We start from the raw sequence: 15166 nt of genomic DNA on the forward strand, positions 1-15166 counted from the left end.
ATACAAAGATTTTTATCTTTATATTTACAGGATACAATTACTTTCTCCATGAAAAGAAACACAACTTCATACATTCAGTTTTTACTATTGTTCGCAATCACTTTATTTACATTTTCTGTAAACGCTCAAAATGAGGTTTATACAAGTGCTGTGAAACAAGAAATTGCCGATACTACATTTGTCAATTTAAAAGATTACAGCAACGATTTTATCTACGATATGAAATATGCAACCGAAGATAATTTTTTGAAAGCAAAAGTGTATGATTGTGCCGAATGTGTTTTGCGATATAAAACCGTTCAGGCATTGATAAAAGCTAACAAAGTCTTTATGGAAAAAGGCTTTAAAATTAAATTATACGATTGTTACAGACCTTTAGCGATTCAGCAAAAAATGTGGGAGATTGTATCAAATCCCAAATATGTTGCCGATCCCAAAAAAGGCTCCATCCACAATAGAGGAGGAGCCGTTGATATTTCAATAGTCGATATAAATGGAAAAGAAGTTGATATGGGAACTCCTTTTGACTTTTTTGGTATTCGCGCCAGTCATAATTATACCATGCTTTCTAATGAAGTAAAATCTAATAGAAAATATCTTAAAAGCATAATGATTAAAAACGGCTTTAATTCATTTGATTCAGAGTGGTGGCATTATAATTTAAAAGCTGGTTTAAAAGATAATGTTTCCAACCAGAAATGGAAATGTGATTAATTATTCAACACATCTGATGTTTTCCATGAAATACGTATTCGGGTTATAAACCTTGGCATTCAACTCAGATGTTAATTCCCTTTTTACGATATAATCTTCAGTAGTTGTCAGGTATTTGATGCGCATAATCGAAATGGGAGATTTTTTTAGTTCTTCGAAATTTTCTTTCATGAACATAAAAATTCCCGTATTGATACGATTGTCAAAACCTTTCTCGTCATGAATAAGCGTACCACAGGTTTCCCTGTCCATATGGATTAGTGTTACTATTTTTCCGTTTTCTAATTGTAAAAAAACTTTCGAATTTTTATCAAAGCAATTCGCTTTTATAAAATCCTTGCTTTTCTGGATCAATTGTAAATTTAAAGTAGGCATTCCGTCCGTTTTTGCTAACGAAAAGAAAATATAATCAAATGTGCCGCCAAAGTATTTTTCGCTCATCAGGTATTCATTAGTAACTTTATAAGTACCAATTGAGTCAGTTACATTTGCACTATATTCACATGGTTTTTGGGCAAAAGCGGTAAAGGTTAATAAAAAAAAGGTTAGGGTAAATAGTGGTTTCATTTTATATAATTTTTCTGCAAATTAAAACTATTTTGTTCTCATTTTTATCAGTTGTAAAAAAACAATACAAATTCCCGCCATTTTTTATTTTCCATTTTTTTCGTATGTTTTCCACCGTGTCCGGAAAATTTCTCGTAGTCACATTTGCTTGTTGATTAGCGAGTTCCGTTTTCATTTCATTTTTACTGTAGGGAATCACTTTTGTTACTTCAAAACGACGTCCGGGAAAATCAATTAAAGCATCAGAAGTATATAAATGAGAATGTTTATGCAGTTTATTGATATCAAAAACAGCACTGACTTCATCAAAACCACCGGATTTCATAATAGCCGAATTGGGCTCATAAATATAACGCTGAGGTAAATGATAGGAAGCAAAAAGGGAATCATCACCCAAAACAAATTCAAATGTTTCCGTTTTATCCTTTACTATATTAGCCGTTTTAATTGCGATGTCGCCGGAATAATGATGGTGAATTTCAAAAAGTAATTCTTTTACTTCATTTTCAAGCGCAATAATATGAATGTTTTTTACAAATTTAAGTTCAGATAATCCTGCCGAAATGTCTAATAACGGAGCCGTTTTTATTAATATAGAAGAAGCTTTTTCAAAATAAAAATCCAATAAATCAGGAACATTCGGTAAACAATCCTTCAGCATGAAAACTTTGCCTTTTGCATCATTTCTTCGCGAAGGATCAATATAAATCCAATCCCATTTTTGATCCTGTTCATTTAAAACATTCGTAGAATCATCAGCATAAAAAGTACAATTGGTTACTTTAAGCTGTTCAAAATTATGCCTTACAATTGCAGATAAATCTTCGTTTATTTCGCAATGTGCAATATTTTTAAATTTCTTAGAAAAGTAATAATCATCAACGCCAAAACCGCCTGTAAGATCAATTAAAGTTTCGCCCGAAATTAAAGAAGCTTTATAAGCCGCTGTTTTTTCGGATGAGGTTTGCTCCACAGAAATTTTACTTGGATAAATAATATTTTCGGTCAAAAACCAGGTAGGTAATTTTTCTTTTGCTTTAGACTTTGCTTCAATCTGATTTAAGATTAGAATCCAGTCCATTTCAGGAAACGGATTTTTTTGAAGTGCTAATTTAGTAATTGATGCACCACTATTTTGAGTTATAAATTCCTGTATATTTTTATCTAAAATAGAAGTATTCAATGCTAAATTCTTTCGGTTAATACGGAGACAATTTTGTTTTCAGGAAAAAATTCTTTCAGGATTACTTTCAACATTGTAAAAACAGGAATTGCAATAATCATCCCGACAATCCCAAAAGTAATTCCACTAATTAAAGTAATCAGGAATATTTCCAGCGGGTGCGAATTTACACTTTTTGATGAAATTATGGGCTGACTTATATTATTATCAATTGCCTGAACGACTAAAAAGCCTATAATTACATAAATCGTTCTTGGCAGGATTTCGCTTTGAAAATCACTTCCAATCATACTGATCATCGTTAAAATTCCCGCTAAAACAGTTCCTATTATAGGTCCTATATAAGGAATGATATTTAAAATGGCACACAAAAAGGCAATTACAAAAGCATTTTTATTGCCAAAAATCACTAAAACAATTAAATACAAAATAAATACAACCGTTAATTGAAGTAATAATCCAATAAAATAGCGTGTTAAAAAGTGATTTATTTTAGTAATAGAGTTGATGATTTTATCTTCATTATTATCAGGTAAAATTCTGCGTGCACTCAATTTAAAAGAATCCTGATCTTTAATAAAGAAAAAAGTAATAAAGAAAACAGATACTAATCCCATACCCATATTAGCTAAAAATCCTAAAATGGAATTTAAAAAAACAGTAAAATAGCTAAAATCTATAATTGAGGTAACCTTAGAATCCTTTAATACTTTATTTAAATCTAAATGCTGCACATTAAAATAGGCTTCGACATTGCGCTCCGCTTCCATAAATTGCAGTTGTAAACTATGAGTATCTAATAAAGATAAATTATTAGCCTGCGATATAATTAAAGGAACAAATAAAAATATAAAGCCTACTAACATTAATATAAACACAATTAAAGTTGTAGTGGCCGCAAGTGCGTTACTGAATTTTAATCTGGTCTTTAAAAATTGTACTAACGGATTTGCTATTAAACACAATAACAATGAGATACATAAGTAAACAATAACAGTTTGTATTTCGTATAAAAAATATAAAATAATGCCAACAATTAATATTGTTGCTAAAGCCCTTAATATTCCGTTAGAAATAATTTTTGATGTGATCATGATTTAATTTTAGAATATAAATATAGGAAAAAGCTTTTTGAAATTTGGGTGTAAACAAAAAAAAGCGAGATGATATCATCCCGCTTTTCCATTTATTTATTTTAATCTGTTTTTTTAGATTCCAAAAGCTGCTCTTGAACCTCCGGTAACGAAGATCGCAGCCATTCTGTTTTTTTGTCCGTTAGAGAACATATACATAGCGTTGTCATCAACATAATCCATGTAGTTCATAGTCATTTCTACAGGAGTTCCTGAGCAAGTGCTATAATGTGGATAAGCCGGAACACCATAATTTTCTTCATTGTGAGTAGGAGTATCAGATACTAAATCGCTTCCGCAAGTTGCATCTCCCCAAATGTGGCGTAAATTCATCCAGTGTCCCACTTCGTGAGTTCCAGTTCTTCCTAAGTTAAACGGAGCATTTGCAGCACCGGATAATCCAAAATATTTAGAATCAATTACAACTCCGTCAGTAGCCGAAGCTCCACCAGGAAATTGTGCATATCCTAATATTCCGCCACCAATTGTGCAGGCCCATAAATTAAGTTTTGTTGTAGGCGTAGTTGGCGCTAAACCTCCCTGAGCCACTTTTTTCATTGCATCATTAGTTCCCCATGATGTTTTAGTAGTAGATTTTCTAATCACCTGATCTAATACAAATGAAATTCCAACATTTGCTTTAACACCAGAAAATAGGGCTGGTACACTATTAAAATCAGAGTTTAATGCATTGAAATCTTTATTCAATACATCGATTTGGGTTTGAATTTGCGCATTCGAAATGTTTTCTGCAGTTGTTCTGTACAATACATTAACTACAACAGGAATTTGAACTTTTCCGTTAACCAGTTTACCACTTAATATGGCTTTCTCTGTAAAAGCGTCAATTTCATTCATTCTGATGGCTAAAGTTGGATCAGCTTTTAATTGAGCTTCTAACACTTCCTGTGATGCACATCCGCGATGCGCAATTGCACTTACATTTGAATCAGATGATTCTGTAGATTCGTTTTGACAAGAAAACAGCACTAGTGCTGCGAATGCGGTAATAAGAACATTTTTCATAATAATTTGGGTTTTTGTTATAAAATATTAAATTTGGTTATTTATACCGCAATTTTATAACAAAAATATTATTGTAACAAAATTTTTACAATAATTATTTTGTGAGAATTTTACAATCCCTTGTAGCGTCTAGTTCTTACAAAAATTTAACGTTTATTTATTAAGAAGTAAATTCGTACAAAGCTATACTTGCAGCTTGAACGACGTTCATACTCGAGTTATTTCCGAACATATTTATGTGCACAATTTGGTTCGAAATTTTCAAAAGTTCATCAGAGATTCCATCGATTTCACTTCCTATTAAAAGTGCAATTTTTTGATTGTCAGGAATTACAACTTCTTTTAAGGGTTTACTATTGCTTGCAATTTCCAGCGCAATAATTTCAAAGTTATTCTTAATTAAGTAGTCAGCAAGTTCGCTTGTTTCTTCAATTATAGTATGAGGCACATGAAGATGGGTGCTTCTTGAAGTTTTATTGATTTTACGGGGCGTTAGCGGAATGTCTTTTCCGAGAAAAATAATATTTTCAACCCCAAATGCTTCACTAATTCTAAAGAGAGAACCAATATTCTGCTGAAAATAAATGTGATCACAAACTAATGTTATCGGAAACGTTTTTCTTTGAAATTGATTTTCTTCGTGAGTAAGCTGCACTTTTTAAGTTTTAATTAGTGAAAATATAATTGATAATATTGGCGCCCATTTTTAAGGCTTTGTCCCTTGCAGTAGCGGTATCATTATGAACTTCAGGATCTTCCCAGCCATCGCCTAGATCGCATTCATACGTATATAATAAAACCAGTTTATTGTCTGTAAAAATTCCAAAAGCCTGAGCGCGTGTTCCGTCATGCTCGTGAATTTTTGGTAATCCGTTAGGGAAAGGATATGGTTTTTGAAATATGGCATGATTCGCCGGAATCTCGACTAAATTATTATTTGGGAATATTTTTTTAATTTCTTTTCTGATATATTGATCCATTCCGTAATTATCATCGATGTGCAAAAAACCACCGCCGTTTAAATAATTTCTAAGATTACTTACATCAGCATCACTAAAAACTACATTTCCGTGACCCGTCATATGCACAAAAGGATAGGAAAGCAAATCAGGATTACTTGGTTCAACCGTTGAAGGTTTTGCTTTTATTCTGGTATTGATATTGGCATTACAAAACTTTATCAGGTTAGGTAATGAGGTAGGATTTGCATACCAATCGCCGCCACCGCTGTATTTTAGCAAAGCAATTTCTTGTGAAAAAGAAGAAATAGAAACAAGTAACAATAAGTAAAATATTTTTTTCATACCAATTTTATGTTTTTGTGCAACTTATGATAGGTCTTTTTGTCATCTCGACGAAGGAGAGATCACACATGAAACTCCGTTAACAATTGTCAATCTTTGTTGAATCCCGCGTGTGATTTCTCCTTTGTCGAAATGACAAGATTGTGTTTAATCTTTGTCGAACCCAGCTTTTGTCATTTCGACGAAGGAGAAATCACATTAGAAACTCCGTACAGAATTTTGTCAATCTTTGTCGAATCCCGCGTGTGATTTCTCCTGCGTCGAAATGACAGAAAACGGAAAAAAAACTATTCCTCGTGATGACAAAGTAAAACTTTAATTAGAACCTTCATTCAAAAAAACAACACTATGACACGCTACAATTGCAGCTGTTTCTGTGCGTAAACGCGTATTACCTAAAGTAACCGGCTGATAACTATTGTCTAAAGCCAGTGCAATTTCCTTTTCAGAAAAATCACCTTCAGGACCAATAAGCATGGTAACGCTTTCATTAGGTTTCAAAATATCCTTCAACGATTTTTTATCCGTTTCCTCGCAATGCGCGATCAATTGTAAACCTTCATTTTTTTGTTTCACAAATTCCTTAAAGGAGATTGCTTCGTTTAATTTAGGCAAATACGTTTCGTTAGATTGTTTCATTGCCGAAAGAATAATCTTTTCAAAACGTTCTCTGTTAATTACTTTTCGTTCAGAACGGTCACAAATAATTGGCGTAATTTCCTGAATCCCAATTTCGGTAGCTTTTTCAAGAAACCATTCAAAACGATCGTTCATTTTGGTTGGCGCAACAGCTAAATGCAAACGGAATTTTGGTTCGTCGGCTTTTGTAATAGAAAGAACATTGACAATACATTTATTGTCAGAAGCCAGCGTAATTTCGGTTTCAAACAATAAACCTAAACCGTTTGTAACATGTAAAATATCCGAATCTTTCTTGCGTAAAACTTTTATAATATGTCGGCTTTCCTCTTTATCAAAGAAAAAACTTTCAGTGGACTGATCAATATCTGGATTGTAAAATAATTGCATAATTAAAATTGAATTCGCGCTTTAGAAACTACTGCTGAAGTTTCAAAACGACTTGATAAATATTTTTGATATCCTACAATGCCAATCATTGCAGCGTTATCTGTTGTGTATTCGAATTTTGGGATAAAAGTTTTCCAGCCGTATTTCCCTTCAGTTTCCTTTAATCTTGATCTGATTCCTGAATTTGCCGAAACTCCTCCACCAATCGCAATTTGTTTGATTCCGGTTTCTTTTACGGCTAATTTCAATTTATCCATCAAAATTTCGATAATCGTATATTGAATAGAAGCGCAAATATCATTCAGGTTTTCTTCGATGAAATTGAGGTTCTCCAGTTTTTTCTTCTGAATAAAATATAAAATCGCCGTTTTTAATCCGGAGAAACTAAAATCTAGTCCCGGAACTTTTGGTTTGGTAAAAGCAAAAGCTTTCGGATTTCCTAATTGAGCATATTTATCAATCAAAGGTCCGCCCGGATAGGGAAGTCCCAAAATTTTCGCACTCTTGTCAAAAGCTTCTCCAACAGCGTCATCCGTGGTTTCACCGATGATTTCCATGTCAAAAAAACCGTTTACTTTTACAATTTGAGTATGTCCGCCACTAATGGTCAACGCCAGAAAAGGAAATTCAGGTTTATCAAAACCTTCTTCGTCAATAAAATGGGCTAAAATATGCGCATGCATGTGATTAACAGCAATTAACGGAATTTTTAACGCTAATGATAATGATTTACTAAACGAACTGCCTACCAATAAAGAACCCATTAAACCGGGACCTTGCGTAAAAGCAATTGCAGTTAGTTGATCTTTTTGTACATTTGCTTTGCGAAGTGCGGCGTCAATTACCGGAACAATATTTTGCTGATGTGCTCTTGAAGCTAATTCTGGAACTACACCACCATATTGGTTGTGAATTAACTGATTTGCCACAACATTTGAGAGTACTTTGTCGTTATGTAAAACCGCGGCGGCAGTATCATCGCAGGAACTTTCGATGGCAAGAATAAAAACCTCTGAATTTTGCATATAAAGGCACGAATTTTGAATTATATTTGACAAATCAAATATTTGATTTTCTTTTATATTAAGGAGAAGCCAAAATTAAAGAATTTTTATCAAAAACAGTCGTTCTTTGTCTGTTCAAAATAAATTTAAAAGAAAACTAAAATAAAAGCAGCTATCAAAAAAGTAAAGAAAATAATTTCAAGAACCCTAATTGGGTTGATTTTACTTTTGTTAGTACTTGCTATTACATTGGCATTGCCTGTAGTACAAACAAAAATTGCAAGATACGTTACGGTTTCTTTAAACACAGATTTTAAAACCAATATTAGTGTTGACCGTGTAGCAATCAATCTTTTTGGCGGTGTAAAACTTAAAAAAGTTTTGATTTTAGACCATCATAAGAAAACATTAATCTACTCAGACATTATTACCACCGATATTTTAAGTATAAAAAGATTGCTTGATGGCGATTTGATTTTTGGAGATCTTCGTTTAACAGGCATGATTTTTAATCTGAAAACCTATAAAAACGAAGACGAAAACAATATTAATAAGTTTATTAAATTGTTTGATACCGGCAAAAAAAAGAAATCAACAAAACGCTTTTTACTAACTGCCAAAAACGCTTATATATCCAAAGGTATTTTTACGGTTATTGATGAAAACAAAACCACACCCAAGTTTCTTGACTTTACAAAGCTGAACGCTTACATAAGTGATTTTAAATTATACGGACCAGATGTGACCACTATAATTCACAGGTTTTCTTTTTTAGATCATCGTGGTTTGTATGTGTCTAACTTTGCCGGAAAACTAACGTATACCAAGAAGCAGATTAAGGTTGAAAATTTAGCCATAAAAACCAAGAGATCCTGGATTTACGGTAAAGCTATTTTGAATTATAAGATTGAAGATTTTCTTCACTTTACTGATAAAGTAAAGTTTGATGTTGCACTGGATTCCGCTTCGATTGCATCAAATGATGTCCGTTTTTTTTATGACGGATTGGGTAAAAACCAGCACTTTAAAATCAAAACAAAACTAAAAGGAACATTGAATAATCTTAATTTAAGAAATCTTAGATTGAGTGATATGAACGGTTCAAAAATCAACGGAACACTTAATTTTAAAAACCTTCTGGGAAGCAAAACTCAAAAATTTGCGATGGAAGGGAAGTTTGACAAACTGATTTCAAGTTATGATAATTTAGTGGTCATTTTGCCTGGGATTTTAGGTAAAAAACTTCCGAAGGAACTTAAAAGAATTGGAAAGTTTAATATTGTTGGTAAAACAAAAGTTTCTACAACCGAATTAGAAGCCAACTTTAAAATGATTACTGATATAGGGAACGGTCAGGCGGATTTGCAAATGAAGAATATGGATTTTATTGATAAAGCCTCGTATTCCGGAAATATAATCTTAGATAATTTTAATGTTGGTGCTTTGCTGAATCGTAAAGATATTGGCAGAACAACCTTAAATCTAGATGTTGATGGTGTTGGTTTTACAGAGAAATACCTAAATACAATTATTAAAGGGGATATTGCAAAATTAGAATATAATAAATACACCTATAATAATATCGTTGTAAACGGAAACTTCAAGCTGCCTTATTATAAAGGACAACTTTCTATAAACGACCCTAATTTAAGTTTGACATTTGATGGATTAGTAGATTTGAGTAAACGCGAAAGCCGTTATGATTTTCATATTAATGTAGAAAATGCCGATTTACGAAAACTAAAATTCCTAAAAGATTCTATCGCAACATTTAGAGGGGACGCCGTTGTGGAACTTACCGGAAATTCTATAGAAAATTTGCAGGGAAATGTTTCCATTAGAGATGCTGTTTTCCAAAACCCAAAAGCGACTTATGCTTTTGATGAAATTCTAGTAAACTCAAATTTTGATGCGGACAGATTACGAACCATAACCATTAATTCTAAAGATGTTGTAGATGGTAAAATAGTTGGTAAATTTCAATTTGCTCAGTTAGAAAAATTGGTAATGAATTCTGTGGGAAGTCTTTACACCAATTATAAACCTTACAAAGTTAATAAAGGACAGTTTTTACGATTCAATTTTCATGTTTATGATAAAGTGGTCGAAATGCTATATCCTGAAATTAATATAGATTCAAGTACGGTAGTTCGTGGTAAAATAGATTCGGATTTACAAGAATTTAAATTCAGGTTTAAATCGCAAAAAATTACTGCGGCAAAAAATACATTTGATAATATCAGGATTAGTATTGATAATAAAAATCCGCTTTACAATGCTTTTGTGGAGTTGGACAGTATCAAAACGCCTTATTATAAAATTCGTGATTTTAACTTAATTAATGTAACCTCAAAAGATACGTTATTTGTTCGCTCTGAGTTTAAAGGAGGAGAAAAAGGAGAAGATTATTTTAACCTGGATTTGTATCATACTATTGATAAAAACAAAAATAATATAGTAGGAATCAAGAAATCTGAAATGAAGTTTAAAGACTATTTATGGTATTTAAATGAAAATGATCAGGCTGATAATCAAATTGTATTCGACCAGTTCTTTAAAAATTTCACGATTGATAATATTATTTTATCGCATGAAAATCAAAAAATTGATTTAAATGGGGTCATAAAAGGAAAAGATTATAAGGATATAGTCCTCAATTTTGAAGATGTAGATATTAATAAAATTACGCCATTAAACTCCAAGTTTGTGTTTAATGGTAATTTGAACGGAAATATAAATTACAAGCAGAATAAAGATGTTTATCAGCCCACGGCATCTGTTGTAATTGATCATCTGAACCTGAATAAAATAGATCTTGGAACGCTGAATTTTGATATTTCAGGAGATGAAAGCTTTAAAAAATTCACCATAAATTCGTCCATACAAAATGGATTTACGGAATCTTTCAGGGCAAGCGGTACATTTGCTGTTGAAAACAAAGAAACTTTTTTAGATTTAAATCTAAAACTCGAAGGATTTAATCTGGCTACTTTAGGAACAATTGGAGGTAATGTTTTATCCAATGTAAGAGGTTCCGTATCCGGAAATGCCGCAGTTGTGGGGAATCTGAAAAAACCGGAAATCAACGGAAGGTTATATGTTGAAAAAGCGGGAATGACAGTTCCATATCTTAACACGGATTATGAATTAAGTGATCGAACCGTTATTGATTTAACCGATGAGAAGTTTTTATTCAGAAATAATCAATTAACAGATACTAAGTATGACACTAAAGGTTTACTTAACGGAAGTATTGAACATCATAATTTTAGCGACTGGAAGCTGGATTTAACCATTACATCTAAACGCTTATTAGCCCTTGATACAAAAGATAGTGAGGATGCGGCTTATTTTGGTACAGCATTTATTAATGGTACAGCAAGTATAAAAGGTCCTACCGAAAGTTTATTTATTAAAGTAGACGCTAAATCTGAGAAAGGAACGGAGGTTAAAATTCCAATTAATAACGCCCAAAGTGTTGGAGAAAGCAGTTGGATACATTTTGTTACACCCAAAGAGAAATACAATTTAGCGAATGGTATTGTTGAAAAAACCAAAAACTACAACGGTCTTGAATTAGAGTTTGATTTTGATATTACGCCAGATGCGGAGGTTGAAGTAATATTAGATAGAAATTCCGGACATGGTATGAAAGGAAAAGGATACGGATCGTTATTGTTTAAGATAAATACGCTGGGTAAATTTAATATGTGGGGAGATTTCCAGGCATACGAAGGAACTTATAATTTTAAATATGGCGGTTTAATTGATAAAAAATTCGCGGTAAAAAAAGGAGGTTCTATTATTTGGGAGGGAAACCCAATGAAAGCACAATTGAATCTTGAGGCTGTTTATAAAACATCTGCCAATCCTGCCGTATTATTGCAAAATTCATCGTTCAATAAAAAAGTACCGGTAGAAGTTGTAATTGGTTTAAGAGGGGATTTAACAAGTCCTGAACCTAATTTTGATATTCAGTTTCCATCTGTAAGTAACGTTTTAAAATCTGAAATTCAATACAAGTTAGATGATAAAGATGTTCGACAGACACAAGCTTTGTATTTACTTTCAACAGGATCATTTATGAGTCCGGATGGATTTAATCAAAGTGATTTGTCAGGAACATTTGCAGAAACTGCAGCAAGTTTATTAGGCGGAATCATCAAATCTGACAATGATAAAATAAATATTGATTTGAATTTTATATCTGCAGATAAACGAATCGGTCAGGAAGCCGATGGTCAGTTTGTGGCGAATATAACATCGCAGGTCAATGAAAGAATTACGATAAACGGAAAATTAGGAGTTCCTATTGGAGGCGTTAACGAGTCGGCAATTGTTGGCGATATCGAAGTGTTGTACAGGGTTAATGAAGACGGATCAATGAATCTTCGTTTATTCAATAAAGAAAATGACATCAATTATATAGGACAGGGTATTGGTTATACGCAAGGAGTTGGTATTTCGTATGAAGTAGATTTTGATACTTTTAGTGAACTGGTCAATAAATTATTTAAAAACCATAAATTAGAAAAAGCAGTAAAAAGTTCTTCGGATGATTTACAGGACTCGTATCTAAATCCTGATTTTGTAAATTTCTCTAATAAAAAGAATGCGGATAAAAACAAAAAGGCACCTGAGAAAAAGGAAGAAGAGAAAAAACCACCGCCACAAAACAATAATGAAGGATTAATTCCGGACAATGACTATTAGTCAATTTTGTTAAAAATATTTAAAAGAAACCATTCGTTGCATCGAATGGTTTTTTTTATGCTAAATTTAGCGGCTCATTAATTTTCGAATCATATTGTAAACCTGAATTTTTATAACACTTCATTTAAGTATTGTTAATTTTAAGGATTTAATTAAAAAAAGACCCTTTTATTATTTTAAATGAATTTTTTACTATCGAAAAACTTATTAACGAAAACGTTTGAATTTAACATATTTTATTAATTTATTATAAACATAACCCGAGAAGTGGTGAATGTTTGCTAATTTTACACTTTAATACTTAAATAATGCCAAAAACAATAAAAAAAGTTGGTGTTCTGACATCGGGAGGAGACTCACCTGGAATGAATGCCGCAATACGATCAGTTGTTCGAACATGCGCTTATCATAATATAGAATGCATAGGAATTTATAGAGGGTATCAGGGAATGATCGAAGGTGATTTCAAAGAAATGGGTCCCCGAAGCGTAAATAATATTGTAAACAAAGGTGGAACGATCTTAAAATCAGCTCGTTCGGTTGAGTTTAGAACCCCGGAAGGTAGAAAAAAAGCACACGATAATCTTATTAAAGCCGGAGTTGATGCTCTTGTAGTAATAGGTGGTGACGGAAGTTTTACCGGAGGATTGATATTTAATTCAGAATATGGTTTTCCTGTTATGGGGATTCCGGGTACAATTGATAATGATATTTTTGGTACAAGCCATACTTTAGGGTATGATACCGCTTTGAATACTGTTGTAGATTGTATTGATAAAATCAGAGATACTGCAAGTTCACATAACCGTTTATTTTTTGTAGAGGTTATGGGTAGAGATGCCGGTCATATTGCGCTTAATGCGGGAATTGGTGCAGGTGCAGAAGAAATTCTTATTCCTGAAGAAGATTTAGGTTTAGACAGATTACTTGACTCTCTTCAAAAAAGTAAGGCTTCAGGAAAATCATCCAGTATAGTAGTTATTGCCGAAGGGGATAAAATTGGTAAAAACGTTTTTGAATTAAAGGATTACGTTGAAGCAAATTTACCGGAGTACGATGTAAGAGTATCTGTTTTAGGACACATGCAGCGCGGTGGTTCTCCATCTTGTTTTGACCGCGTTTTAGCAAGCCGTCTAGGTGTAAAAGCAGTGGAATCCTTAATTGAAGGTAAATCAAATTATATGGTAGGTCTTCAGGCTGATAAAGTGGCTTTAACGCCTCTTGAACAAGCAATTAAAGGGAAATCAGAAATTGATAGAGAATTATTGAGAGTGTCTGACATCATGTCAACATAATAAATAAAAAGTTTAAAAGGAAAGAAGTTTATTGTGAGGAAATTAGACTTTAATTATTAGTGTAATAAAAACAAAAGCAAAAAAATTAAGTAAAATGTCAAAAGTAAAATTAGGAATAAACGGATTTGGACGTATCGGAAGAATCGTTTTTAGAGAATCTTTCAACAGAGATAACGTAGAAGTTGTTGCAATCAATGACTTGTTAGATGTAGATCACTTAGCTTATTTATTAAAATATGATTCAGTTCACGGTCGTTTCAACGGAACTGTAGAAGTTAAAGAAGGAAAGCTTTACGTAAACGGAAGAAATATCCGTATTACTGCTGAAAGAAATCCGGCTGACTTAAAATGGAACGAGGTTGATGTTGATGTAGTTGCTGAATGTACTGGTATTTTTACCACTATCGAAACTGCAAATGAGCACATTAAAGGTGGTGCTAAAAAAGTAATTATTTCTGCACCTTCTGCAGATGCTCCAATGTTTGTAATGGGTGTAAACCACGAAACTGCAAAAGCTACAGATTTAGTAGTTTCTAACGCTTCTTGTACTACAAACTGTTTAGCGCCTTTAGCTAAAGTTATCCACGATAACTTCGGAATTGAAGAAGCTTTGATGACAACTGTACACGCTACAACTTCAACTCAAATGACTGCTGATGGTCCTTCAAGAAAAGACTGGAGAGGTGGACGTGCTGCAAGCATTAACATCATCCCATCTTCTACAGGAGCTGCAAAAGCTGTCGGAAAAGTAATTCCATCTTTAAATGGAAAATTAACAGGAATGTCTTTCCGTGTTCCTACTGCTGACGTTTCTGTAGTAGATTTAACTGTAAAAGTGGCTAAAGAAACTACTTACGAGGAAATTCTTGCTGTTTTGAAAACAGCTTCTGAAACTACAATGAAAGGTATTTTAGGATATACTGAAGATGCGGTTGTTTCTCAGGATTTTATTTCTGATAAAAGAACTTCAATCGTTGATGCAACTGCCGGAATTGGATTAAACTCTACTTTCTTCAAATTTGTATCCTGGTACGATAATGAGTATGGATATTCTTCAAAATTAATTGATTTATCTGTGCATATTGCAGGTTTGAAATAATAGTATATATATTTGCAAAATCCCGTTATGTCAAGTAACGGGATTTTCTTATTTTGTTACCTCTTTAATTAATGTAAAAAATACACTTTTTATTTGGTT

The 15166-nt window shown here is 32.7% G+C and carries 12 protein-coding genes; 4 read left to right on the forward strand and 8 right to left on the reverse strand.

Annotated features, from left to right (window positions below; genetic code table 11):
- Positions 1-48: 48 nt before the first annotated feature.
- Positions 49-714, forward strand: a complete 666-nt coding sequence (locus ACHRVX_RS20790; protein ID WP_395335822.1) for a M15 family metallopeptidase — start codon at positions 49-51, stop codon at positions 712-714.
- On the opposite strand, the gene ACHRVX_RS20795 is transcribed toward ACHRVX_RS20790, so the two are convergent.
- From ACHRVX_RS20795 to tsaD, 8 genes are all read right to left on the reverse strand, one after another.
- On the reverse strand, positions 715-1281 hold the full coding sequence (locus tag ACHRVX_RS20795) for a hypothetical protein (RefSeq protein WP_395335824.1): 567 nt from the start codon (positions 1279-1281) through the stop codon (positions 715-717).
- Position 1282: 1 nt separating this feature from the next.
- Positions 1283-2464: a class I SAM-dependent methyltransferase gene (locus tag ACHRVX_RS20800; RefSeq protein WP_395335826.1), complete on the reverse strand. Its 1182-nt coding sequence runs from the start codon at positions 2462-2464 to the stop codon at positions 1283-1285.
- Positions 2465-2466: 2 nt separating this feature from the next.
- Positions 2467-3558, reverse strand: coding sequence for an AI-2E family transporter (locus ACHRVX_RS20805; RefSeq protein WP_395335829.1), 1092 nt, complete (start codon positions 3556-3558; stop codon positions 2467-2469).
- A gap of 114 nt (positions 3559-3672) precedes the next feature.
- Positions 3673-4623 (reverse strand): zinc metalloprotease, encoded by a 951-nt coding sequence (locus ACHRVX_RS20810; protein ID WP_395335832.1) that lies wholly within the window; start codon positions 4621-4623, stop codon positions 3673-3675.
- Positions 4624-4783: 160 nt separating this feature from the next.
- Positions 4784-5278 carry a TrmH family RNA methyltransferase gene (locus tag ACHRVX_RS20815; RefSeq protein ID WP_395335834.1) on the reverse strand — a complete coding sequence of 165 codons (495 nt, stop codon included), beginning with the start codon at positions 5276-5278 and terminating at the stop codon, positions 4784-4786.
- 10 nt (positions 5279-5288) lie between these two features.
- Complete coding sequence (locus ACHRVX_RS20820) at positions 5289-5927, reverse strand: DUF4159 domain-containing protein (protein ID WP_395335836.1); 639 nt, start codon at positions 5925-5927, stop codon at positions 5289-5291.
- Positions 5928-6242: 315 nt separating this feature from the next.
- Complete coding sequence (locus ACHRVX_RS20825) at positions 6243-6956, reverse strand: 16S rRNA (uracil(1498)-N(3))-methyltransferase (protein WP_395335838.1); 714 nt, start codon at positions 6954-6956, stop codon at positions 6243-6245.
- Between the two features lie 2 nt (positions 6957-6958).
- Complete coding sequence (gene tsaD / locus ACHRVX_RS20830; RefSeq protein WP_395335841.1) at positions 6959-7981, reverse strand: tRNA (adenosine(37)-N6)-threonylcarbamoyltransferase complex transferase subunit TsaD; 1023 nt, start codon at positions 7979-7981, stop codon at positions 6959-6961.
- Positions 7982-8176: 195 nt separating this feature from the next.
- On the opposite strand from tsaD, the gene ACHRVX_RS20835 reads away from it, so the two are divergent.
- The 3 genes from ACHRVX_RS20835 (at position 8177) to gap (ending at position 15067) form a co-directional block, all read left to right on the forward strand.
- Positions 8177-12673, forward strand: coding sequence for a translocation/assembly module TamB domain-containing protein (locus ACHRVX_RS20835; RefSeq protein ID WP_395335844.1), 4497 nt, complete (start codon positions 8177-8179; stop codon positions 12671-12673).
- 308 nt (positions 12674-12981) lie between these two features.
- Positions 12982-13968, forward strand: a complete 987-nt coding sequence (gene pfkA, locus ACHRVX_RS20840) for a 6-phosphofructokinase (protein ID WP_395335846.1) — start codon at positions 12982-12984, stop codon at positions 13966-13968.
- Between the two features lie 94 nt (positions 13969-14062).
- Positions 14063-15067, forward strand: a complete 1005-nt coding sequence (gene gap, locus ACHRVX_RS20845; protein WP_213298502.1) for a type I glyceraldehyde-3-phosphate dehydrogenase — start codon at positions 14063-14065, stop codon at positions 15065-15067.
- The last annotated feature ends 99 nt before the right edge of the window (positions 15068-15166 follow it).

The sequence above is a fragment of the Flavobacterium sp. FlaQc-47 genome (genome assembly GCF_044006475.1).
GTDB lineage: Bacteria > Bacteroidota > Bacteroidia > Flavobacteriales > Flavobacteriaceae > Flavobacterium.